Origin of the sequence: Vibrio sp. T13N (assembly GCF_032970445.1) — a bacterium.
Classification (GTDB): Bacteria; Pseudomonadota; Gammaproteobacteria; order Enterobacterales; family Vibrionaceae; genus Vibrio; species Vibrio diabolicus.
Genome location: NZ_JAWJYE010000012.1, coordinates 38,664 through 62,671, shown reverse-complemented (window position 1 = coordinate 62,671; position 24,008 = coordinate 38,664). Strand labels below are relative to the sequence as shown.

Annotated in this window: 19 protein-coding genes and 1 riboswitch; of the genes, 10 read left to right on the top strand and 9 right to left on the bottom strand. The window is 44.6% G+C overall.

Annotated elements, in window-relative coordinates; genetic code table 11:
- Positions 1-40: 40 nt before the first annotated feature.
- On the top strand, positions 41-1,321 hold the full coding sequence (aroA, locus tag R2S67_RS18065) for a 3-phosphoshikimate 1-carboxyvinyltransferase (protein WP_046874732.1): 1,281 nt from the start codon (positions 41-43) through the stop codon (positions 1,319-1,321).
- Positions 1,322-1,384: 63 nt separating this feature from the next.
- On the opposite strand, the gene R2S67_RS18060 is transcribed toward aroA, so the two are convergent.
- Positions 1,385-1,633, bottom strand: a complete 249-nt coding sequence (locus R2S67_RS18060; protein ID WP_005387884.1) for a YciN family protein — start codon at positions 1,631-1,633, stop codon at positions 1,385-1,387.
- 437 nt (positions 1,634-2,070) lie between these two features.
- Between R2S67_RS18060 and topA the strand changes: the two genes are divergently transcribed.
- From topA to R2S67_RS18040, 4 genes are all read left to right on the top strand, one after another.
- On the top strand, positions 2,071-4,701 hold the full coding sequence (gene topA / locus R2S67_RS18055) for a type I DNA topoisomerase (protein ID WP_317346203.1): 2,631 nt from the start codon (positions 2,071-2,073) through the stop codon (positions 4,699-4,701).
- A 610-nt stretch (positions 4,702-5,311) separates the two neighbouring features.
- A complete protein-coding gene (gene glgC, locus R2S67_RS18050) occupies positions 5,312-6,529 on the top strand; it encodes a glucose-1-phosphate adenylyltransferase (RefSeq protein ID WP_048626184.1) in 1,218 nt (405 codons plus the stop codon).
- Positions 6,519-7,976 carry a glycogen synthase GlgA gene (gene glgA, locus R2S67_RS18045; protein ID WP_317346199.1) on the top strand — a complete coding sequence of 486 codons (1,458 nt, stop codon included), beginning with the start codon at positions 6,519-6,521 and terminating at the stop codon, positions 7,974-7,976. Before glgC ends, glgA begins: the two co-directional genes overlap by 11 nt.
- Before the next feature lie 110 nt (positions 7,977-8,086).
- On the top strand, positions 8,087-8,890 hold the full coding sequence (locus R2S67_RS18040; RefSeq protein ID WP_006742124.1) for an alpha/beta fold hydrolase: 804 nt from the start codon (positions 8,087-8,089) through the stop codon (positions 8,888-8,890).
- Between the two features lie 37 nt (positions 8,891-8,927).
- On the opposite strand, the gene R2S67_RS18035 is transcribed toward R2S67_RS18040, so the two are convergent.
- From R2S67_RS18035 to torD, 5 genes are all read right to left on the bottom strand, one after another.
- The gene (locus R2S67_RS18035; protein ID WP_225462357.1) at positions 8,928-9,248 is read right to left on the bottom strand and encodes a DUF2007 domain-containing protein; all 321 of its coding nucleotides are present in this window, start codon (positions 9,246-9,248) and stop codon (positions 8,928-8,930) included.
- A gap of 20 nt (positions 9,249-9,268) precedes the next feature.
- Positions 9,269-9,955: a TVP38/TMEM64 family protein gene (locus R2S67_RS18030; protein ID WP_046874737.1), complete on the bottom strand. Its 687-nt coding sequence runs from the start codon at positions 9,953-9,955 to the stop codon at positions 9,269-9,271.
- A 115-nt stretch (positions 9,956-10,070) separates the two neighbouring features.
- Entirely contained in the window at positions 10,071-10,661 is a 591-nt protein-coding gene (locus R2S67_RS18025; protein ID WP_317346193.1) for a TfoX/Sxy family DNA transformation protein, read from the bottom strand.
- A 116-nt stretch (positions 10,662-10,777) separates the two neighbouring features.
- Positions 10,778-10,867: riboswitch (cyclic di-GMP riboswitch) on the bottom strand.
- Between the two features lie 285 nt (positions 10,868-11,152).
- Positions 11,153-12,157 carry an HTH-type transcriptional repressor PurR gene (gene purR / locus R2S67_RS18020; protein WP_053807169.1) on the bottom strand — a complete coding sequence of 335 codons (1,005 nt, stop codon included), beginning with the start codon at positions 12,155-12,157 and terminating at the stop codon, positions 11,153-11,155.
- 467 nt (positions 12,158-12,624) lie between these two features.
- The gene (gene torD, locus R2S67_RS18015; protein ID WP_317346189.1) at positions 12,625-13,272 is read right to left on the bottom strand and encodes a molecular chaperone TorD; all 648 of its coding nucleotides are present in this window, start codon (positions 13,270-13,272) and stop codon (positions 12,625-12,627) included.
- Between the two features lie 266 nt (positions 13,273-13,538).
- On the opposite strand from torD, the gene torR reads away from it, so the two are divergent.
- Positions 13,539-14,249 carry a two-component system response regulator TorR gene (gene torR, locus R2S67_RS18010; RefSeq protein WP_005390726.1) on the top strand — a complete coding sequence of 237 codons (711 nt, stop codon included), beginning with the start codon at positions 13,539-13,541 and terminating at the stop codon, positions 14,247-14,249.
- Between the two features lie 71 nt (positions 14,250-14,320).
- Here torR and elyC read toward each other — a convergent pair whose 3' ends face one another.
- Positions 14,321-15,106: an envelope biogenesis factor ElyC gene (gene elyC / locus R2S67_RS18005; protein ID WP_243327123.1), complete on the bottom strand. Its 786-nt coding sequence runs from the start codon at positions 15,104-15,106 to the stop codon at positions 14,321-14,323.
- Between the two features lie 114 nt (positions 15,107-15,220).
- Here elyC and cmoM point away from each other — a divergent pair, with 114 nt between their 5' ends.
- Genes cmoM through mukB form a run of 4 tightly spaced genes read left to right on the top strand, consistent with a single transcriptional unit; the run spans position 15,221 to position 22,524 of the window.
- Complete coding sequence (cmoM, locus tag R2S67_RS18000; protein ID WP_012841987.1) at positions 15,221-16,012, top strand: tRNA uridine 5-oxyacetic acid(34) methyltransferase CmoM; 792 nt, start codon at positions 15,221-15,223, stop codon at positions 16,010-16,012.
- A 2-nt stretch (positions 16,013-16,014) separates the two neighbouring features.
- Positions 16,015-17,352 carry a chromosome partition protein MukF gene (gene mukF / locus R2S67_RS17995; RefSeq protein ID WP_048626187.1) on the top strand — a complete coding sequence of 446 codons (1,338 nt, stop codon included), beginning with the start codon at positions 16,015-16,017 and terminating at the stop codon, positions 17,350-17,352.
- Positions 17,333-18,058 (top strand): chromosome partition protein MukE, encoded by a 726-nt coding sequence (gene mukE, locus R2S67_RS17990; RefSeq protein WP_005378379.1) that lies wholly within the window; start codon positions 17,333-17,335, stop codon positions 18,056-18,058. The genes mukF and mukE overlap by 20 nt, the downstream gene beginning before the upstream one ends.
- A 2-nt stretch (positions 18,059-18,060) precedes the next feature.
- Positions 18,061-22,524 (top strand): chromosome partition protein MukB, encoded by a 4,464-nt coding sequence (gene mukB, locus R2S67_RS17985; protein WP_317346557.1) that lies wholly within the window; start codon positions 18,061-18,063, stop codon positions 22,522-22,524.
- 142 nt (positions 22,525-22,666) lie between these two features.
- Here the strand turns inward: mukB and R2S67_RS17980 are convergent, their stop codons facing one another.
- Positions 22,667-22,819 carry a hypothetical protein gene (locus tag R2S67_RS17980; protein ID WP_005390736.1) on the bottom strand — a complete coding sequence of 51 codons (153 nt, stop codon included), beginning with the start codon at positions 22,817-22,819 and terminating at the stop codon, positions 22,667-22,669.
- A 220-nt stretch (positions 22,820-23,039) separates the two neighbouring features.
- On the bottom strand, positions 23,040-24,008 hold the full coding sequence (locus R2S67_RS17975; protein WP_317346181.1) for an alpha-L-glutamate ligase-like protein: 969 nt from the start codon (positions 24,006-24,008) through the stop codon (positions 23,040-23,042).

Below are 24,008 nucleotides of genomic sequence, written 5' to 3'. Positions count from 1 at the left end.
AAAATCGTATGTTGAGGGCACAAAGGATTATCAACTTTTAATGGAAAGCCTAACGTTACAACCTATCAATAAAATTCAAGGGGAAGTGAATCTTCCTGGCTCTAAAAGCGTTTCTAATCGAGCTCTTTTACTTGCTGCTCTTGCTAAAGGCAGAACTCGCCTTACTAACCTCCTCGACAGTGATGATATCCGTCATATGCTGAATGCGCTGACTAAACTCGGCGTTCAATACCAACTTTCCGAAGATAAAACAGAATGTCTCGTTGAAGGCCTTGGGCGTCCGTTTTCTGTCTCAGAACCGGTAGAGTTATTTCTCGGTAATGCTGGCACTGCGATGCGACCATTAGCTGCGGCTCTTTGTCTTGGAGAAGGGGAGTATGTACTGACGGGCGAACCTCGTATGAAAGAGCGTCCAATTGGTCACCTTGTCACGGCACTGAAAGATGCTGGTGCGAACGTTGAGTACATGGAAAACGAGAACTTTCCGCCTCTCAAAATAGTCGGTACTGGCCTAAAAGCAGGTACAGTTTCTATCGATGGATCCATTTCAAGTCAGTTCTTGACCGCTTTCTTAATGTCTGCGCCATTGGCTGAAGGTGAAATTCGCATCAACATCGAAGGCGAGTTGGTTTCTAAGCCTTATATCGATATCACCCTGCATATCATGAAGCAGTTTGGGGTCGATGTGATCAACAACGACTATCAAGAGTTTGTGATTCCTGCCGGTCAGCAATACATCGCTCCAGGTGATTTCTTGGTTGAAGGTGACGCGTCTTCTGCTTCTTACTTCTTGGCGGCGGCAGCCATCAAAGGCGGAGAAGTTAAAGTCACGGGTATCGGTAAAAACAGCATTCAAGGTGATATTCAATTTGCTGATGCGCTTGAAAAAATGGGTGCAGAAATTGAATGGGGTGATGACTACGTAATTTCACGTGTTGGTCAATTGAAAGGCATCGATATGGATTACAACCATATCCCTGATGCTGCAATGACCATTGCGACAACAGCGCTATTTGCCGAAGGCACTACTGCTATTCGTAACGTTTATAACTGGCGTGTAAAAGAAACAGACCGTTTGTCAGCTATGGCGACGGAATTACGTAAAGTGGGTGCGGAAGTGGAAGAAGGGGAAGACTACATCATTGTCAAACCTGTCTCTCAGTTAAAGCATGCTGCGATTGATACTTACGATGATCATCGAATGGCGATGTGTTTTTCGCTGGTGGCACTTAGTGATACGCCTGTGACGATTAACGATCCAAAGTGTACGTCGAAAACGTTCCCTGACTACTTCGACAAACTTAAGGCTTTAAGCTGCTAAATATTCTAACCTGAAACAGGAAAGCCAGAGTGAATAACACTCTGGCTTTTTTGTTTTCCGCTACTATTTAACCAGCGTAAATTCCTTGGAAAGGTGATGCGCTAAGTATTTGAACATATTGAATACTGCAGTCGTATTTGAAGTTGGTAAACCTTTGTCATCAAGGAAGTATTCACCTTTAAAAACTAAAACACCTTCTTTTTCTTCTACGCTTGTTGCTCGCATCCCTTCGATGTAATCATCGTGTTCTTGGATGATTTGGTTAGCGATCAAAAGAAGGTCGAACTCTTCGATAAACGTTCTATCAGACATACTTTTTCTACCATTCATTTCAGTTGAGAACGCTGAGTATACCTACAACTAAAATGGGTTTGCATGATTAATTCAGTCAATCGTTCACTTAGCCTAAACAGATCAATTTTTAGAGTGTAAGTATGATTAGTTGGAGGATATGGAAGAGCCACTGAACGAAACTATTTTGTGATGGGTAACAAAATTTATTGCATTGGATTAGCGGATGCTAAGTTTGCCTGTTTAGATATGCCGCTCAATACCTTTCAGAACCCTGTCTCTTTGAAGTATAAAGACGATGAATTGTCAACCAATCGGATCTGAATTTCAAAAAAGCAGTTGATCTTCTTTTCATCTCGCACAATAGTAAAAAAAGAAGCAATGAAATAGAACATTATGCGGGTGGCCTTTAAACAAGGTTTCTACCCGCATTATTATGAAGGACGTTAGAGTCAGTTATGGGTAAATCACTCGTTATAGTGGAGTCACCAGCCAAGGCAAAGACGATAAATAAGTACCTTGGTAAAGACTTTATTGTTAAGTCTAGTGTTGGTCATGTGCGTGATCTGCCTACGGCCGGTCAAAGCACTGGTGAGAAAAAAGCCGCAGCCATCTCAACAAAAGGGATGAGTCCGGAAGAGAAAGCGCGCGTTAAAAAAGAGAAAGACCGCAAAGCGTTGATCAAAAAAATGGGGATTAACCCATATCATGACTGGGAAGCGAATTACCAAATCCTTCCAGGCAAAGAAAAAGTTGTCAACGAACTACAAAAACTCGCCAAAGACGCAGATTGCGTTTATCTCGCAACCGACTTGGACCGCGAAGGGGAAGCAATCGCATGGCACCTTCGTGAGATCATCGGTGGCGATGAAGAGCGATACAAACGTGTAGTTTTTAACGAAATTACGAAAAACGCGATCCAACAAGCTTTCCAGACACCTGGTGAGCTGAACATGGATGGTGTTAATGCCCAACAAGCGCGTCGCTTCATGGACCGTGTCGTTGGTTTTATGGTTTCACCTTTACTTTGGAAGAAAGTGGCTCGTGGTTTATCTGCTGGTCGCGTGCAGTCTGTTGCGGTGAAACTATTAGTTGAGCGTGAGCGTGAGATTAACGCGTTTGTACCAGAAGAATTCTGGGATATTCATGCGAATACGAAAACGAAAGACAAAGCGGACTTTAAACTGCTTGTTGCTCAGAAAGATGGTTCTGCGTTTAAGCCAGTTAATGAGGCAGAAACCAAAGCAGCGATGTCTGTGCTTGAGAATGCAAGTTACGAAGTATGTAAGCGTGAAGACCGCCCTACAAAGAGCAAGCCTTCAGCACCTTACATCACCTCTACGCTTCAACAGGCAGCGAGTACACGTCTGGGCTACGGTGTGAAAAAGACCATGATGCTAGCTCAGCGCCTCTATGAGGCTGGTTATATCACTTATATGCGTACGGACTCGACTAACCTAAGTGCCGAGGCTGTGGACGCTGTACGTGACTTTATTGGTTCTGAGTTTGGTGATAAGTACTTACCAGCGAAACCGCTGACGTATGGCAGTAAAGAAGGGGCACAGGAAGCGCACGAAGCGATCCGTCCTTCAAATGTGGGTGTTAAAGCGGAAGACCTGCAAGGTGTCGATGCTGATGCGCACAAACTTTACGCTTTGATTTGGAATCAGTTTGTCGCGTGTCAAATGACGCCAGCAGAATACGATTCAACAACCATCAGCGTAAAAGCAGCAGAATACACGCTTAAAGCGAAAGGCCGTATCCTTAAATTTGACGGCTGGACTCGTGTACAACGTCCAATGGGCAAAAACGAGGATACAATCCTTCCTGCGGTACAACTTGGCGATAAGCTAAGCTTAGAGTCACTTGACCCTAAACAGCACTTTACAAAGCCACCTGCGCGCTACACTGAAGCAGCACTGGTTAAAGAGCTGGAGAAACGAGGTATTGGTCGTCCGTCGACTTACGCATCGATCATTTCTACGATTCAAGATCGTGGTTACGTGAAAGTTGATCAGCGCCGTTTCTACGCTGAAAAAATGGGTGAAATTGTTACTGACCGCCTTGATGACAGCTTTAACGATTTGATGAACTACGACTTTACTGCGCGTATGGAACAGAAATTGGACCAAATCGCTGAAGGTGAAGTGAACTGGAAAGCTGTGTTAGACAACTTCTTTGCTGATTTTACTGGCGATCTTGAAAAAGCGGAGCTGGATGAGTCAGAAGGCGGTATGAAGTTAAACCACATCGTCATGACGGATATCGAGTGTCCGACGTGTAGCCGTCCAATGGGTATCCGTACTGCTTCGACAGGTGTGTTCTTAGGCTGTTCTGGTTACGCGTTACCACCAAAAGAGCGTTGTAAGACAACCATCAACTTGGGTGACGAAGAGGGTATTATTAACGTTCTAGAAGAAGACGTTGAAACGGCCGCGCTTCGTGCTAAAAAGCGTTGTCCGATCTGTGAAACGGCGATGGACGCATACCTGATTGATGACAAGCGTAAGATGCATGTTTGTGGTAATAACCCGAACTGTGAGGGCTACCTTGTTGAATACGGCGAGTTCAAAGTCAAAGGCTATGATGGTCCAGTTGTTGAATGTGACAAATGTGGCTCAGATATGGTGCTTAAGAACGGTCGCTTTGGTAAATACATGGACTGTACGAGTGAAACGTGTAAGAACACTCGTAAGATTCTGAAGAATGGCGAAGTCGCGCCACCGAAAGAAGATCCTGTTCATTTCCCCGAGTTACCATGTGAAAACTCAGATGCGTATTTCGTACTTCGTGATGGTGCTTCAGGTCTATTTATGGCGGCAAGCAACTTCCCTAAATCGCGCGAGACACGTGCTCCTTTGGTTGCTGAACTGGCACGTTTTGAAGAGCGTTTACCTGAGAAGTTCAAATACCTAGCGACCGCACCGCAAGAAGATCCTGATGGTCGTCCTGCAGTTGTACGCTTTAGTCGCAAAACAAAAGAGAACTACGTTCGTTCGGAAGATAACGGCAAACCATCTGGTTGGACAGCGCTCTTTGTTGAAGGTAAGTGGGAAGTCACAGATAAGCGTAAAAAAGCGAAAGCATAAAAATGCACCATTAAAGTAATGTAAAAAGGCAGCGATATCGCTGCCTTTTTTGCGTAGGGGCCGACAGTTTTCTTCTGCGCATTCTTCCTTTAATCGACCTTTCCTCACTTTAACAAGCACCATTGTCGCTAGAAAACACCAGAGTCACGATTTATTGGTAGCGAACGTATTTTTTATGTAAAAAACATTCGTCGTAACTTTCATTTTGCGTTCATATATTTGTTATATATTAAGCTCAAAAAGTCGGTGGTGTAGTGAATCCGTTCGTAAATTGTTTTCATAATGTAATCGTTTGCTTTTGCATGTGTGATCTAGATATCGTCTTGAGTAAGCAAGAACTGTATGGAACACAGAATGGCGTATTAAAAATTGTAATTTAGAACCTGCTTAGATAATTTATTACAAAAATTAGTGCAACTGTGTGCATTTTGCGTCGAAAAATAAGAAAAGAGTGGACGTTGCATACTGGAAGTGCCGTAGCTTTTTTATCGTGTTGTAAGAGTTCAAAGAAACTCCTGATACGGTTACTAAATGTATTCGCTTGACTCCCCGAGTATGACTCATTCAAGCGAGTACCAAATCCAAGCTATAACGATATGGAGAACAACAAATGGCTGGTGTTTTGGGAATGATTCTTGCTGGCGGTGAAGGCTCCCGTTTGAGACCTTTAACAGAATCTCGTAGTAAACCTTCGGTACCGTTTGGTGGTAGCTATCGATTGATCGATTTTGCTCTAAACAATTTTGTAAATGCGGATTTAATGCGCATTTACGTCCTCACCCAATTTAAATCTCAATCTTTGTTCCATCATTTAAAAAAGGGCTGGAACATTAATGGCATCACTGACCGCTTTATCGATCCTATTCCTGCTCAAATGCGCACTGGTAAGCGTTGGTACGAAGGAACGGCAGACGCGATCTATCAAAACCTCCGTTTTATGGAACTAGAGGAACCGGATCAAGTTTGTATTTTTGGTTCTGACCATATCTATAAGATGGATATTAAACAAATGCTGAACTTCCACTCAGAGAAACAGGCTTCTCTGACGGTATCTGCATTGCGTATGCCACTAAAAGAGGCGTCGCAATTTGGGGTTATCGAAGTGGACAGTGAAGGTCGCATGATAGGTTTTGAAGAGAAACCAGCAAACCCCAAGTCGATTCCTGGCGATCCTGATTACGCTTTAGTTTCAATGGGTAACTACGTTTTTGAAGCTCAGGTGTTATTCTCTGAGTTGGTTGAAGATGCGGATAATGAAGCTTCATCACATGATTTTGGGAAGGACATTATTCCTAAGATGTTCCCTCGAGGTGACGTGTTCGTGTATGACTTCAGTACTAACAAAATCAGCGGTGAAAGAGAAGAGGTGTACTGGCGTGACGTGGGAACCATTGATGCGTACTGGGAAGCGCACATGGATCTACTAGAAAAAGACGCACCGTTTTCACTATATAACCGTAAATGGCCGCTGCATACTTATTATCCTCCACTGCCGCCAGCGACATTTACAGACTCTGATAATGGCCGTGTTCAGATCATCGACAGTTTGGTATGTAATGGCAGTTACGTCAGAGGCTCAAGAATAGAAAAGTCGGTGCTTGGGTTCCGCAGTAATATTGCATCTGCTTGCGATATCAGCGAATGTATCCTTCTTGGTGACGTGAAAATTGGCGAAGGCTGTGTTTTACGTCGTGTGATTGTCGATAAGGATGCCGATATTGCTCCTGGTACTCAGATTGGTGTGAATCTTCAAGAAGATAAAAAACACTTCCACGTGTCTGAGGAGGGCATTGTTGTTATTCCGAAAGGAGCTCGTGTTGGCTACTAACAACTTATCTATTCTGTTTGTAGCTTCTGAGGTCGAAGGTCTCATTAAAAGTGGTGGCTTGGCAGACGTTGCCAAGGCACTACCGGAAGCCCTTCATAACCTACAGCAAGACGTAAGAATTACCATCCCTGCGTACAGCAGTATTGATAAACTCGCTGACGCAGAAGTTGTATTAGAAACAGAACTAACATCATGGCCGCATACGGAGTATCGAGTTCTGCGGCTCATGCTAGGTCAAAATCCTGTTTATCTGATTGATTGTCAGCCGTATTTCAATCGACCATCGATGTATGCGGAGAACAACCAAGCGTATACCGATAACGGTGAGCGCTTTGCGTTTTTTAGTGCGGCATGTTTAGACATGTTGCCGAAGCTTGCTTTTCAGCCAGGTATCATACACGCGAACGATTGGCACACTGGTCTTGTTCCATTTTTGCTCAAGCACAGGTATAGCAATGATCCGTTTTTTGCTCATACTAAAAGCGTCATTTCAATTCACAATGCGGTCTTTAAAGGCGTATTTAGTTATGAAGACGTGCAGTGCTTGCCAGAGTTTCATTGTCGAAACGTTCCCGATGCTGCGGTGAGTGCAACGCATATTACTATGCTCAAAGCTGGTGTAATGAATGCCGATAAGATAAACGCGGTCAGCCCTACGTACGCAGAGGAACTCAAAACAGAGCTTGGCAGTCATGGAATGGCTTGGGAGTTTCAGCAACGCGCGCAGGACTTAGTTGGTATTTTGAACGGTTGTGATTACAGTGCTTGGAACCCGGAAACGGATACTTACTTGCCAGTTAATTACTGCGCTGACCAACAAAGTATGACGCAAGGCAAGAAAGCGTGTAAACAAGCATTACAACTGCGGCTAAATTTGCCTGAAAAAGATGTAGCCATGTTCGGTATGGTTTGTCGGTTGACCCAGCAAAAAGGTGTGCATTACTTGTTGCCTGCTTTGGCCGATTTTTTGAAGCACGATGTTCAACTAGTTGTCGTTGGGACCGGAGACCCTGTACTAGCCGCTCAGCTAGAAGAGGTTGCTGCACAGTTTTCTAGTAAATTTGTCTTCGTAGAAGCCTATGATAATGAACTTGCGCATATCGTTGAAGCGGGTTCTGATTTCTTTCTGATGCCTTCTGAGTTTGAACCATGTGGTTTAAACCAAATCTATAGTATGGCTTATGGGACATTGCCGATAGTACGTGGTGTCGGTGGTCTAAAAGACAGCGTCAACGATTATGATGTGAACCCTTCTGAAGCGACGGGGTTTGTTTTTTTCGAACCGACACCGCAGGCATTGTTGTTAACGATGCTAAGAGCACTGTTGCTCTATGCTCAAAACGAACCTGAAGTGAATAAAGTACAGTTGCACGCGATGCAACAAGATTTTTGTTGGCAAAAGGCCGCAGAAGCTTATTTGCAACTTTACAATTCGGCGTTAAATTGACTTAAAATTGTAACGAAAGGCACCGAATAAGGTGCCTTTATTATCTTGAGTAAGGGGAGTGTGGTAGGATGGCTTTTTACTCAATAGCACGACCTTTTTGATACTTGAATATGACCCAGCCGCTACTTTTTCATAAAACCTATTTGCACCCTACTAGTCATGAGTGGGTTGTATTTGTGCATGGTGCTGGCGGTAGCTCTTCTATCTGGTTCAAGCAAATCAAAGCTTACAAGCAACACTTTAACTTATTGCTGATCGATTTAAGAGGTCATGGAAAGTCAAATCAGTTACTTAAAGAGCTCATTGCCAGCCGTTATACCTTTACGGAAGTTACCCAAGATATTTTGAAAGTATTGGATCATTTAAAGATCCAATCCGCTCATTTTGTCGGTATGTCACTTGGTACCATTATTGTTCGAAACCTTGCTGAATTATCAGCAGAGCGCGTGCGTTCAATGGTACTCGGTGGCGCTGTCACAAGGCTCAATACTCGTTCTCAAATATTGGTTAAATTAGGTAATTTTTGTAAGCATATCCTGCCGTACATGTGGCTCTACAAACTTTTTGCGTACATTGTTATGCCACAGAGAAGCCAGCGAGAGTCTCGCCATCTTTTTATTCGTGAGGCCAAGAAGCTTTGCCAAAAAGAATTTAAACGTTGGTTTATTCTTGCTGCTGATGTAAATCCTTTAATGAAGTATTTTAAAGATCGAGAGTTACCCATTCCCACACTCTATTTAATGGGCGACAGAGATTACATGTTTATTAAGCCTGTTAAAGAAATGGTTGCGGCGCATAAGCTTAGTGTTTTACGAGAGATCCCCAACTGTGGTCATGTCTGTAATGTTGAGCGGCCTGAAGATTTCAACCAACATTCCATCGAATTTATTAAGCAGCAAACGGTTTCTGCTTAGCGCTGAATAAATCGATTGAGTAGGAGTAGGGGAGTTATTAAGGCTCCCCTATTTGATGTCCACATTGCCAACAAGCACCAAACTGCCCCTCGTTTACCTCATGGCACTTCGGGCACTGCCAATCTTGATACTCATTTCCATCGGATTGTTTGCGGTAGGCTTGTACTATTCCTTCTGCTTTTACTCGTTGTTTGGCGTCAAAAAGCCAGACATAAGGATCGGTATCATCACTAAACGGCAGCTCTCCTTTTAAACCGAAAATACCTTCTCCGCGGACTTCACAATAGACTTGCTCGGTTTTCAATAATTCGCACACGATATGCGCTTCTGCTGGGTTTTTAGCAATGAATATTTTCATTAAACACGTCCACTTACTAATTATGAGTTTTGCTGACTCGGTGTTGGCCTTACTTTATTCATAACCCATTTAGTGATGATTGGAAACAGCCCCAGTAACGCAAAAGAGGCCAATACCGCAGGTGAAATAATGCCTGACAGGCTTTCAATTGTTGCTAACTGAGTACCGGCGTTTAAGTAAACTGCAGTGCCTGGCAACATACCTACTTGGCTAGTAAGGTAAAATCGACCTACAGACATTGGCGTTAAGCCCATCAACAAGTTGATAAGAAAGAAAGGGAATACCGGAATGAGACGCAAGGAAAATAGATAAAATGCACCGTCTTTTTCGACACCTTGGTTAATTGCGATTAACTTATTGCCAAACTTGTTTTGTACCCAGTCACGCAGCAAATATCGGCTGCTTAAAAATGCTAGTGTTGCACCCATAGTACTGGCGAAAGAAACCAGTAATAAGCTCGTCCAAAAACCAAATAGAGCCGCACCAAGTAATGTAACCACAGCTGCCCCAGGAATAGAAAAAGCGGTAATTGCAATGTAGGCAAAAAAGTAAATAGCTGCCGAAAAAACAAAGTTCTGATCGATGTATGTGGTCAGCGCTTCTTGTTGTGCTTTTGCATTTTCCAACGTTAAATACTGACTAAAGTTAACGCCTAAAAAGATAATGATCGCGACCAGGATTAGGCCTAATATCAGTTTCTTATTCATATTTATGATTCCAATTTGGGATATATGTAATAAGACAGAAGGAAAGTCGAAAAAATTTCACAAAAAAACCGCAGATTAGACTGCGGTTTTACAAGATAGTTTTTAAGGCCGACTTTTATTGGAGGCCGTTCATCAACTCGTCTCGGCGAGCTTGAGGTACAACGCTCCAATGAGTACCGTTAATAGCCCCTTCTAGTGCCCATAACAGCTCAATGTTGACGGTTGCAGAGTGCGTATCTCTTATCGCTTTATAAGCGTTAAGTGCACCTTCCTCTTCCAGTTTTTCTACTGACTCAATGCCTGCTTTTTTTAGCATGCGTTCAGTCGCTAGTCGTAAGTTAGGCAAATCTTTTAAGCGATTAGGCTTTGTAGTTGCTTGCTGTTCTTTTTCAAGCTTTGCCTTTTTCAACGATTGGTTAGCTACTTCGATTAAGCGTTCGCTAGACTCCCATAAATCGTTGGAAATTGCGTAGTACTTAGTAACGACTGGGAAGCCAMGTTTTTTATAAACGTAAGGCTTTAGCCCTTGTTTCTCGAAGTCAGATGAAGTTTGTTGGTCTGCTCTTATATGAAGCTGATTATTTACAACTAGTGCAAACATTGTTTCATCAGCGAATAGTCCGAAGCCACCAAACATTGAGCGCGACTTGATATTACCAAGTGCCTCAAATAGCTTCATAGAGTCTTTGAGTATCGGTTTATCCATGTTTTGTTATCTCGGTGTAATTAATATTACGCCACCAAAAGTCAGGTCCGAGAGAGTAGCAAACATGCGCAAAAGCAATGTCATTACAGGGTAAAGTCATCGCTTGCACACTTGCCATCGGTAACCCCGCTACCTTCCATATAGTACTATGGTTCAGGCCGGAGGCTTTGCGTCCCACCCTTTCGAATGGTTTGCCCTGTGCGTGACAGAATGAGCATACTTCGTATATTGAATTAACATCACATTTTACCCGTAAAAGTGTGATTCTGGTTCAATAAAAAGTGTCGACAAGCGCATATTTGTGCATATTTGAGAATAAGGCGGGATGATCTCGAGGTTGTGAGGGAGTGTGATTTACCTACATATAAAACAGAGACTTAGAGATTCGAGATTTTTTGTCTAACAAACCTAAGTCAGGGAAAAGTTATTTAGATATAAAAAATAAGCGCCCTTTTAGAGCGCTTATTTGACATCGTTATATTTGGCGAATTTTAGTTCATTTTCTTCACGGTGTTTCGAATTACAAGCTCAGGTTGCATTTCGAAAATTCGCTTTTCGTGTTCTTTATCTTTGATTCGCTCAAGTAGGATCTCGAACGCATTTTTACCCACACGACGTTTAGGTTGGTGGATAGTGGTTAACGGTGGAGAGAAGTATTCCGCAAGCTCGATGTTGTCGTAGCCGATCACTGAAATATCATCAGGAACTTTGATACCGTTTTGTTGTAGGCGGCTCATTAGGCCCAGAGCCATTGTGTCGTTAAAACAGAATACCGCTGTCGGACGTTTGTCCATTGCTGTAATTTTATCTGCGACTAATACGGCCGTATCACATTCAAAGTTACCTTCGAGGATCCAATCTTCATTTACAGCTAGGTTTGCTTCGCTCATCGCGCGACGGAAACCTGCAATGCGCTCTTGGCAAGCAAGTTTTTCAAAATGACCGCTTAGACAAGCAATATCAGTATGGCCATTGTCGATCAGATGTTTGGTTGCGATGTAGCCACCTTCTTCTGAGTTATCCATGATCTTGTCCGCTTGTGAGCTTTCTGGACCCCAATCCATGACCACTTTAGGAATGTCGGCATGACGGTCAAGCATCTCTTTAAGCTCTTCGGTTAAGTCAGAACACATCACTAGGATGCCATCAACACGTTTTTCAGCCAGCATACGGATGTAATCGCGTTGTTTTTCGTAAATCCCACCCGTATTACACAGAATCAGAGTGTAGCCTTGGCGGTAACAGTAGCTCTCAACCCCGTCAATCACTTCTGAGAAGAATAGGTTGGTTGACTGCGTTACTAACATGCCAATAGTACGAGTTGAGTTGCACTTTAGGCTGCGTGCAACCGCACTTGGCGCGTAATTCAACTCGTCCACGGCTTTCATTACTTTTTCTTGCGTTGCTTCTGCAACGAAACGCGTTTTATTGATAACGTGCGAAACTGTCGTAGTGGAAACGCCGGCTAAGCGAGCAACGTCTTTTATAGTGGCCATAAATGGTGTCCTGTATCGAGCTACTGAAATATGTCGTGTTGGATGTACCTGATGCTCTAATGGTTTTACACCCAGCAATCTAAGGTTGGCGCTAAGTGTTTCGGCAGCGGTTGGTCCAAGTACGACAAAAGGGTACGTAGCAGCATCGGTCGATGAATTTTATCTTTTTTCTATCTGATGAGAAATTGCCATCAACCTGTTAAAAAACACAAAAACCGCTATATTTCAGCGGTTTACATATAAATCATATTTAATCGTTTGCGCTCACATTTTAGCCCTATGTGGACTGACTAGCAATGTTTTCAGCAAGAGATTTGTGTATTTGAAGTCACATTTTGACTGCTAAATAACCAAGCGTCTTTGAGCTAAGTTAAGGCAAACGAATAATATACCCAACTTACTTACATTCAGTTATTTCAGGTATACAGGAAGCCCGATAGGCGGGCTCCTTAAAAAATAGGCGGCAATTATTCCCCAATAAGGTAAGCGCTGTCTAGTTTACAAAATGCAACTAATAGTTTCGCGACGCTCGAGTAGAACCCAAATTCGTCGAATTGTTTACATTTGTCTGCAAACTGAGGTAACCAAGACATCAACTGTTGCTGGATAAAGTCGTTTTGTTTAACGAAGGCTTCTTCCATGTGTTTTTCTTGCTCAAGTTCGTTTGAGCGGATAATCATGTTGCCGAGAAAGTCGAGTTCAACGGCTAAGTGGTCCGCAGGCTCTTTTAGATTTTCATCTACTTGAACGCCAAATTCTGCCATCAACTTTTCCATTTCCTCGGCTGGCTTGTCATTCAGCAAACCTGATTCACCGATGTACATCGATGCGTAAGGAAGAGCGCCATATTTTTCTGTCTTCAAAAACAGTTCACAAAAGTCAGCAGCAAGCTCCAATTGAGCGTCTTCACGATCTTGCAATCGGTTTAGCGCATCAACGAGGCTATCAACGGCTGGTTTCAGCGACTCATTTTCACCTAAACCTGCTAGAAAACTGCGAATTTCAACACTGTGGTAGGCTTCCTGCTCTTTCTCTGTTAGTTCTTTTGCGAACAAGCTCGAAAACCACCAGTAAATTTCAGCGCGTTTTTCATTAAAAGCTTTCACTTCTTGCATTTTGGGCTCCTGAATGATGCTTCAAGTTGTGCATCACAAAGTCAATTAGGGATATCCCCTAAGTGTAATCAATTAAAATGAATAGCAGTAACTATAATTATTATGTTTTATGGTCAAAAATTAACGTTTATTAATAGCGATGGGTAAGCTTGTTTTGAATCAATAAAAACGCTAAATCTTGCTTTTTAATGTATCTATGACTAGAAATGTTACTAGTTATGAATAGAATACGTCTTGGATAATAAGAAGACAGAAAAGTGGTGTAAATGAGCTATCACGTATTAGTCGTAGAAGATGATGTTGTAACTCGTAGTAAGCTTGCGGGATATTTCCAAAATGAGGGTTACCAAGTCAGCGAAGCAGAGAGTGGCGCAGAAATGCGTGAGGTCCTGCAAGCGGGCGATGTAGACCTGATCATGCTGGATATCAACCTGCCGGGTGAAGACGGCCTGATGCTTACTCGTGAATTACGTAGCCAATCGGATATTGGTATCATATTAGTAACAGGACGCACGGATAGCATTGATAAAATCGTAGGCCTAGAAATGGGCGCTGACGATTATGTGACAAAACCTTTTGAACTGAGGGAATTGTTGGTTCGCGTTAAAAACTTGCTGTGGCGTATTTCAGCAGCGCGTAGCGGTAGCGCGAAAGCGAACGAAACCAGTGAAGAACATATTGTACGTTTTGGAGAGTGGACATTCGACATTCAACGTCGTGCGCTGAGCCGTAACGGCGAACCCGTAAAATTGACCAAAGCAGAATACGAACTTTTGGTGGCGTTATCGTCTTACCCTAACCAGGTGTTAAGTCGCGAGCGTATTTTGAATATGATCAGCCACCGAGTTGATGCTCCCAATGATCGTACTATTGATGTTCTTATTCGACGTATGCGCGCAAAAATGGAGTTTGATCCAAAGAACCCGCAAATTTTTGTGACGGTGCACGGCGAAGGCTATATGTTTGCTGGTGATTAAACTGAACAAACCTAAGTCTTAAAAAGAAAAGGAGAGCTTCGGCTCTCCTTTTTTGTGGTTTCAAGATAGTACTACTTTGCTTCAACCATTGGTGTTTGGCCGACAGTATCACGCAATCTTTGCCAAATGCTGCCCAAGTACTCATGCCAATAAAGCTCCGTTTGTTCTAAGTAACGCGCTTTAGGTGAGTATTTATCCCAAGGTTGACTGATTTCGCTAATAGCTAAGAAGTTGGTCGGGGCTGGGATTGGTTTAATGCCTGCTGCGTTGAACTCATACAATGCACGGTTCATGTGGCTCGCAGAAGTGACTAACACAATCTCCTTTTGTTGAACGAATGCAGCCGCTTGACGCGCCTCTTCCCACGTATCTTTCGCATCTTCTAATAAAATGATATCGGATTTCGCGACTCCCAACGCAAGGGCAACGTTCGCCATCATTCTCGCATGGCTAATTTCAGAACCGCCAGCATAGCCAGACAAAATTAATTTAGCACCTGGATACATTCTTAAAATACGAATGCCTTCAGTTAAGCGCATTAATGCTGCACGGCTTAACTGCGAGGTGGGTGGAATTTCGTCATCGATAACATGACCATTCCCTAAAACCATCACGTAGTCGATGGTGCCAGAAACTGGCAAAAAGGCTTTATGCTCTCGCTCTAATGGCATAAGAAGCTTGGTTGAAACAGGTTGGAAGGCAACAAGAAAAATGCCAACAAAAGAGAATAGAACAACGAAGCAGCCAGTTTTACGTTTTGTGGTAAAACTAATGAGAGCAAGACCCAACAAGCCTATCAGCAGCAATGCCGGAAGTGGCATAAGCAAGGCTGACACTACTTTCTTCAGCTCAAACATACATAAATAGTCCGAAAAAACATCAATTGATAATAAAAATGAGGGTACCCCTCTTTATTCCTGCTTTCCTTGTGCCAGAATAGCGGCACAATCCGTTATGATAACTCAGCAGAAGTGACAGAAGACCGCAATTTCGACGATATCGCCCACAAATTTGCAAAAAATATTTACGGCTCCGACAAAGGGGAGATCCGCCAAATCATTGTGTGGGAAGATTTTCTACAGATTCTAAGTGAATTAGATGCTGACCAGCAACCCCTAGAGGTGTTGGATGCTGGTGGTGGTTTGGCACAAATGTCGCAAAAGCTTGCTAAGCTCGGACATCGAATCGCTTTATGTGATCTATCTTCGGAAATGCTGCAGTTGGCTAAGCAGGATATTGAAAAAAACGGTTTGCTTGAGCAGTATCGCCTGATTCATTCGCCTGTCCAATCCATTGGTGAGCATATGGATGAACAGGTGGATCTTGTTATGTTTCACGCCGTCATGGAGTGGTTGGTCGATCCTAAGGCCGCACTTGAAACGGTACTAGAACAAGTAAAACCGGGAGGCATCGCATCAGTGATGTTCTATAACCACCATGGTTTAGTCTATAAAAACGTGGTTTGTGGCAACATTCCTCATATATTAGACGGCATGCCTCACCGAAAAAGATTTAAACTACAGCCGCAAAAAGGCTTAAAACCTGAAGAAGTCTACCAATGGATAGAAGATTCAGGCTTTAGTATTTGTGGTAAATCTGGTATCCGCTCATTTAGTGATTACATAGGCAATATGCAATACATGGGCGATTACGAGTTTGAAGATGTGTTGGCGCTAGAAAAACAACTTTGTCGACAAGAGCCATACCTCTCATTAGGCCGCTACATTCATGTGTGGGCTAAAAAGAACGATAAACAGGAATAACAATGAGTGAGATGACTCTCAATGCTGCAGAGCAACCAATCGATGAGTTGGTTGGCTGGGTTAAGCAGCACGATTTCTCGTTGAACCTGACCACAGAGCGATTGGCATTCTTAATAGCCATTGCCGTACTGAGTAATGAAAGGTTCGATGAAGAATTGGGTGAAGGTGAATTGCATGATGCGTTTGCCATCGTCACTCGATTATTTGATGAGACTGGCGAAGCATCCGCTTTTCGTGCTAACAACGCCATCAACGAGATGGTAAAGCAGCGCCTTATTAGCCGTTTTGTCAGTGAGATTACTGATGGAGCGAGCATTTACCGCTTGTCGCCTTTAGCGATAGGAATTACCGATTACTACGTGCGTCATCGTGAGTTCTCGAAACTGCGCCTTTCTATTCAACTGTCTATGGTGGCAGATGAAATGGCGAAAGCGATTGAGGCAGCACAAAAAGGTGGCACACCGGGCCACTGGAAGAAAAACGTATACGGAGTTTTAAAATATTCTGTAGGCGAAATCTTCGATCAAATCGATCTTAACCAACGTGTGATGGATGAGCAGCAGCAATCTGTAAAACAACAAATTGCCGATCTGCTAAATAAAGACTGGCGCGAAGCGATCAACAACTGTGAAGCGCTCCTATCAGAAACATCAAGCACGTTGCGTGAACTTCAAGATACGCTGCAAGCCGCCAGTGATGAACTGCAAACTCAGATCCTAGATATTCAAGAAATTGTGTACGGCGATCCTGAGCTAGAGTTCATCGAAGAAGCGTTGTTTGGTCTGCAAATGAAGCTGGATCGAATCACAAGCTGGGGCCAGCAAGCGATCGACCTTTGGATTGGTTACGACCGACATGTGCACAAGTTCATCCGTACTGCAATTGATATGGATAAGAACCGTGCGTTTAGCTCGCGTCTACGTCAATCCGTCAAAGATTACTTCGATGCGCCTTGGTATCTGACTTATGCAGATGCGGAAAGGCTTTCTGACCTTCGTGATGAGGCCCTAGTCCTGCGTGATGACGAGGTAACGGGTCAAGTTCCGATGGAAGTAGAATACGAAGAGTTTCAACAAGTCAATGATGAGTTGTCTGAACGAATTGGTGACATGCTAAAAGCGCATAAAGATCAAGGCACGCCAATCGACTTGAGTGTGGTATTGCGAGATTACCTTGCACAGCATCCTTACACTCATCATTTTGATTTAGCTCGCATTATCGTTGATCAAGCCGTACGTCTGGGGTATTCAGAATCGGATTACCAAGCGATTCAACCGGACTGGAAAGCAATCAACGAATTTGGGGCAAAGGTACAAGCGAATGTCATCGACCGATACTAATGAATACATGTCAGAGAATCTGGCAAAAGCAATCTCTAACCCTCTGTTCCCAGCGCTAGACAGCATGCTACGAGCAGGGCGTCATATCTCAAGTGAAGATCTGGATAACCACGCGTTGTTATCGGACTTCGAACTTGAGCTTTCTTCTTTCTACCAGCGCTACAATACCGAATTGGTGAAAGCGCCAGAAGGTTTCTTCTACCTTCGTCCTCGTTCAACTTCTTTGATTGGCCGCAGTGTGCTTTCTGAGCTGGATATGCTGGTGGGTAAGGTACTGTGTTTCCTTTACCTAAGCCCAGAGCGTCTTGCGCACGAAGGTATCTTCACTAACCAAGAGCTGTACGACGAACTGCTTGCACTAGCAGATGAAAACAAGCTGATGAAGCTGGTGACCAACCGTGCTACCGGTTCTGACCTTGATAAAGAAAAGCTGTTTGAAAAAGTACGCACGTCACTTCGTCGTCTACGCCGCCTAGGCATGATCATCAACATTGGTGAGACCGGTAAATTCAGCATCAGTGAAGCGGTATTCCGCTTTGGTGCCGATGTACGTATTGGCGATGATATGCGTGAAGCGCAGCTACGTCTGATCCGTGATGGTGAAGCGGTAGTGCACACCAAAGAGCCAAGCCAAGGCAGCCTATTGTCTGAAGAAGATCAAGACGACCAAGCCCAAGAAGAAACAACAGAAGAGGGTGAAGCATGAGCATGATTGAACGCGGTAAATACCAATCGCTGACCATGGTCAACTGGAACGGCTTCTTTGCCCGTACGTTTGACATCGATGGTCTGGTCACCACGCTATCAGGTGGTAACGGTGCAGGTAAATCAACCACAATGGCGGCGTTCATCACCGCATTGATTCCTGACCAAACGCTACTGCATTTCCGTAACACGACAGAAGCAGGCAGCAGCCAATCGTCTCGCGATAAAGGTTTGTACGGTAAGTTACAGCCGGGCGCATGTTACGCGGCGCTAGACGTGGTGAACTCACGTAACCAACGCCTACTGTTTGCAGTAAAACTACAGCAAGTTGCGGGTCGTGATAAGAAAGTAGACATCAAACCGTTTGTTATCCAAGGTCTTCCTAGCCATGTGAAACCAACGGATATCTTGGTTGAAAGCGTATCTGCGACTCAAGCTCGTGTACGTCAAATCAACGAAGTAAAAGAATCGATCGCGGAATTTGAAGGTGTTCAATTCAAAGCCTTCTCTTCTATTGTTGATTACCATGCGCAGATGTTTGAATTCGGTGTGATTCCGAAGAAACTGCGTAACTCTGGTGACCGCTCTAAATTCTACCGCTTGATCGAAGCATCGCTTTACGGTGGTATTTCAAGTGCGATTACGCGCTCGCTACGTGACTACCTTCTGCCACAAAACGGCGGCGTGAAGAAAGCGTTCCAAGATATGGAATCGGCGCTGCGTGAAAACCGCATGACGCTAGAAGCAATCAAAACTACGCAAGCAGACCGTGACTTGTTCAAACACTTGATTACAGAGTCGACCAATTATGTGGCAGCGGACTATATGCGCCATGCCAACGAGCGTCGTAAAAAACTAGAACAGACACTGTCTTTGCGTTCAGAGTTATTTGGTTCTCGCGAGACCTTGATTGAGCAAAACAACCTGCTTAACCGCGTTCAAGAAGAGCTGGAACTGCTGATCGAATCAGAATCTTCTTTAGAGCAAGACTACCAAGCGGCTTCGGATCACTTGCAACTGGTGCAAAACGCGCTGCGTCAGCAAGAGAAGATAGAACGCTACCAAGAAGATCTTGAAGAGCTGAGCGAGCGTCTTGAAGAACAAATGATGGTAGTGGAAGAAGCGCAAGAACGCGTGATGATGGCTGAAGAGCAAGCGACCGTTGCAGAAGAAGAGGTGGACAGCCTTAAGACGCAACTTGCCGATTACCAGCAAGCTCTTGACGTTCAGCAAACTCGCGCGCTTCAATATCAACAAGCCGTTCAAGCGCTGGAGAAAGCGAAGCAGCTACTTGGCGATGACAGCCTAACGGCGGAATCCGCACAAGCGTTAGTGGCGGAGCTGAAAAACAAAGAGTCGGAAAATACCAATACGTTGTTGTCTGTGAAACATAAGCTCGATATGTCATCAGCTGCGGCAGAGCAGTTTGATACTGCATTGAAGCTTGTACAGAGCATCGTTGGCCCTGTTGAGCGCAAAGAAGCCTCTGAGCACGCAAAATTGGCAATCGCTAAAGCTCGAGAATCACAGCAAATTGCACAAAACGAACAGCAATGGCGAGCGCAGCATCGCGATCTTGAGCGTAGCCTCAATCAGCAACGTCAAGCGCGTGAACTGGTTGCTGAATACAAAAAGCAATATCACGTCGAGCTAACCGATGAAGTTACGTTTGAACAAGAACGTGAACGTCATGCGACGCAAATCGAATCACTAGAGATAGCTCAAGAAGAAGTTCGTGATCAGCGTGGTGAACAGCGCCGTCTAGAGCAAAACGCGGCGGCAGAAATCAGTAAACTTGAAGCGATAGCGCCAGCTTGGATTGCGGCTAATGATGCGCTAGAGAAACTGAGAGAGCAGAGTGGGGCAGACCTTGAGGATCGCCATGCGGTAATGAACCACATGCAGGTTGTTCTTGAGCAAGAAAGGGCGCTGTCCTTAGCTAAAGATAAACTTGCTGAGCGTCGCAGTCAGCTTGACACTGAGATTGAACGTCTTGCTTCCCCTGGTGGCTCAAACGATCCTCGCCTGAAAGGTTTGGCTGATACTTTAGGCGGTGTATTACTGTCTGAGATCTACGATGACATCACGATTGATGACGCGCCTTACTTCAGTGCGATGTACGGTCCGGCTCGTCACGCTATCGTTGTTTCTGACCTGTCAGGTATCGAAGAGAAACTGGTAGAGCTAGACGACTGTCCAGAAGACTTGTACATCATTGAAGGTGACATCGATGCCTTTGATGACAGCTCGTTCGATGCAGAAGAGTTAGAGGGCGCGGTTTGTGTTCGCATGAACGATCGCCAAATGCGTTACTCTCGCTTGCCTGAGATCCCATTGTTTGGTCGTGCGGCACGTGAGCAGCGTTTAGAGTTGCTGCGTAACGAACGAGAAGAAGTGGTAGAGAAGCACGCAAAAGCGGCGTTTGACTCTCAGAAAATGCAGCGTTTGTACCAAGCATTTAACCAATTTGTGTCTAACCATATTCAAGTTGCTTTTGACGCCGATCCAGAACAAGCACTCGCAACCATTCGTGATAAGCGTAACCAAATCGCTCGCGTGCTGGCGGATCTGGATGCAAAAGAGCAGCAGCAACGCTCTCAGCTTCAAACTAGTAAGCAAGCACTGTCTTCTCTGGACAAGTTATCATCACACATGGTGCTTGTTGAAGATGAATCATTGCAAGCGCGTTTTGATGAGCTAGAAGAGAAAATCGCTCAGCTTGCAGAGGCGAAAAACTTCTTAAACAACCATGCAAAAGCCGTCGCGCAACTAGAGAATATTGCGTCTGCGCTTGATGCTGACCCAGAGCAATTTGATGCACTAGAAGCAGAATACAAAGCGGCAGATGAACAGTTACAAGATCTTAAGAAGCAAATCTTTGCACTCTCGGATCTGGTTGAACGTCGTCACTACTTCGCTTACTCAGACTCGGTTGATCTTCTGAACAAAAGTAGCGAACTGAGTGAGCAGCTAAAAGCGAAGTTGGTTCAAGCTGAACAGACTCGTACTCGTTCTCGTGAAGAGTTGAAGCAAGCACAAGGACAAATGAACCAATACAACCAAGTATTGGCGTCTTTGAAGAGTTCGCATCAAGCTAAGCAAGAAACCGTACAAGAGTTCAAACAAGAGCTGCAAGAGTATGGCGTAAATGCCGACGAAGGTGCGGAAGAGCGTGCAATGCGCCGTCGTGACGAGCTGCACGAACGCTTACATACTTCACGTAGTCGTAAGAGTGAATACGAGCGCACGATAACGTCGACCGAGCTTGAGATGAAAGGCTTAGCGAAACGTCTGAAGAAAGTGCAGAAAGAATACGCAGAGCTGCGCAAATTTGTCGTTGCAGCGAAAGCGGGTTGGTGTTCAGTACTTCGCTTAGCGCGTGAAAACGATGTTGAGCGTCGTCTACACAAGCGCGAACTGGCTTACATGTCGGCGGATGAATTGCGTTCGATGTCGGATAAATCATTGGGTGCGCTGCGTTTAGCGGTTGCGAACAATGACGACTTGCGTGATGCGCTGCGTCTATCAGAAGACAACGCACGTCCAGAGCGTAAAGTTCTGTTCTACATTGCTGTATACCAACATCTTCGTGAGCGTATTCGTCAGGATATCATCCGTACTGATGATCCAGTGGAAGCGATTGAAGAGATGGAAGTAGAGCTAGCGCGTCTAACGGAAGAGCTAACGCAACGTGAAAACCGCCTAGCGATCAGTTCTGAGTCGGTAGCGAGCATCATCAAGAAGACGATTCAGCGTGAGCAAAACCGTATTCGTATGCTGAACCAAGGCTTGTCGAATATCTCGTTCGGTCAGGTGAAGGGCGTACGTCTAAACGTGAAAATTCGCGAAAGTCACGAAGTGCTACTGAATGGTTTAGCGACACAACAAGAGCAGCATAAAGACCTGTTTGAATCGACTCGTTTTACCTTCTCAGAAGCGATGGCGAAACTGTTCCAACGCGTGAACCCACACATCGATATGGGCCAACGTTCACCGCAAGTTCTGGGTGAAGAGCTACTGGATTACCGTAACTACCTAGAGCTAAGTGTAGAAGTGAACCGTGGTACAGACGGTTGGCTACAGGCCGAGTCTGGCGCGCTATCAACAGGTGAAGCGATCGGTACTGGTCAGTCAATCCTACTGATGGTAGTGCAAAGCTGGGAAGAAGAGTCTCGTCGTCTGCGCAGCAAAGACATTGTGCCTTGTCGTTTGCTCTTCTTGGATGAAGCAGCGCGTCTGGATGCTAAATCGATCGCGACATTGTTCGAATTGTGTGACCGTCTGGATATGCAACTTCTTATCGCGGCACCAGAAAACATCAGCCCAGAGAAAGGGACTACCTACAAGTTGGTGCGTAAGGTGTTTAAAGACCATGAGCACGTACACGTAGTTGGTCTACGTGGTTTTGGTCAAACGGATAAGCCTAAGACCGAAGCGCAAGAGATGATCGAAGAGTTTGAATCGTAAACTTCGAATCGAGCAAAACGCCCGCATTTATTGCGGGCGTTTTTGTATTTGTTAGCGGGAGGCTTCAAAGCGTATAAAATAAGCCGAGACTGTAGGACGACAGTCTCGGCTTATTAATAGAACTTAGCGGGGAGGCTAAGTTCTATTCCTCTGAAATATCGTCTCTGATATCGATCATTTCAGCAAGCTCTTCAAGTGCTTGGACAGAAAGCTCAGACAAGCGTTGTAAATGCTGGTCTAAGCTCTCTTGTTCTTCAAGCTCTGGTTCATCGTTATCTGTTTCTTTTGTTAGCATTTCTCAACCTCTCAAGTTGAGTAAGGGGAGACCTCATCATACTCAAAAGTTAAAGGAGAAAAGAAACGATCTATGTTGATTCTGTTAGCTCGATCATTGATTCAAGTTATAGGTGAGATAGGTTTGTTTAATAAGATGAGTAGGTAGACGGTTTTGGAAACGGAAACAAAAAACGCCAGCAATCCGAACAATTACTGGCGAATGATATTATGATTGGCGATTAGAACTGCGGTTTTACCCCAAACTGCTCTGCTGCGTAGGCGACACGTTCAATCGGCTTTGGATACTCGGCAGGTGTGCCGAGGCTCTCTATGTGTTTCAAACGAGGAAGCAAGCCTGCACCATTAGCGATTTGGATTGCTAAGCCAGGACGAGCGTTGAGCTCTAAAACCATAGGTCCTTCCTCTTTATCTAACACCATATCAGTACCCATGTATCCCAACCCAGTCATCTCCCACGCACTAGACGCAAGCTCAAGCAAACGCTCCCAGTGCGGGACTTGGAGGGTAGAAAGGTCTTTGCCGGTATCCGGATGGTGGGTGACTGGATGGTCGAATTGCACCGCTCGGATTGCTTTACCTGTGGCGATATCAATGCCCACGCCCACAGCGCCTTGGTGAAGGTTTGCTTTACCGTCCGACGCCGCCGTAGAACAGCGCATCATTGCCATAACAGGGTAGCCTTTAAATACGATGATCCGAACATCTGGTACGCCTTCATAACTGAAGCCATCAAAACAGTCATCAAACTTGATTAAGTTTTCAACCACAGCAACGTCATTTTTACCACCAAGAGAGAAAAGGCCAGCAAGCGCATTACTAATGTGACGCTCGACCTCATCCCGACCTATTGTAGAGCCGGAGGGTTTGGTATATACCCCGTTTTTGTGAGAGGTAACAACCAGAATGCCTTTACCGCCACTACCTTGTGCAGGTTTGATTACAAAACCAGGCCAATCTTGCACCATCTTATGGATGGTCTTTACTTCTGCTTGGTTATGAATAACGCCGATCAGGGCAGGGACTGTCGCCCCTGCTGCCTGCGCAATGATTTTAGTCTTGAGCTTGTCATCAACTAATGGGTATTTAGAACGATCATTGTAACGGCCGATATAACTGTGGTTACGTTTGTTCATCCCCATAATGCCTTTATGGCGAAGCTTAGCTGGCGAAGTAAAACTTTCGAACAT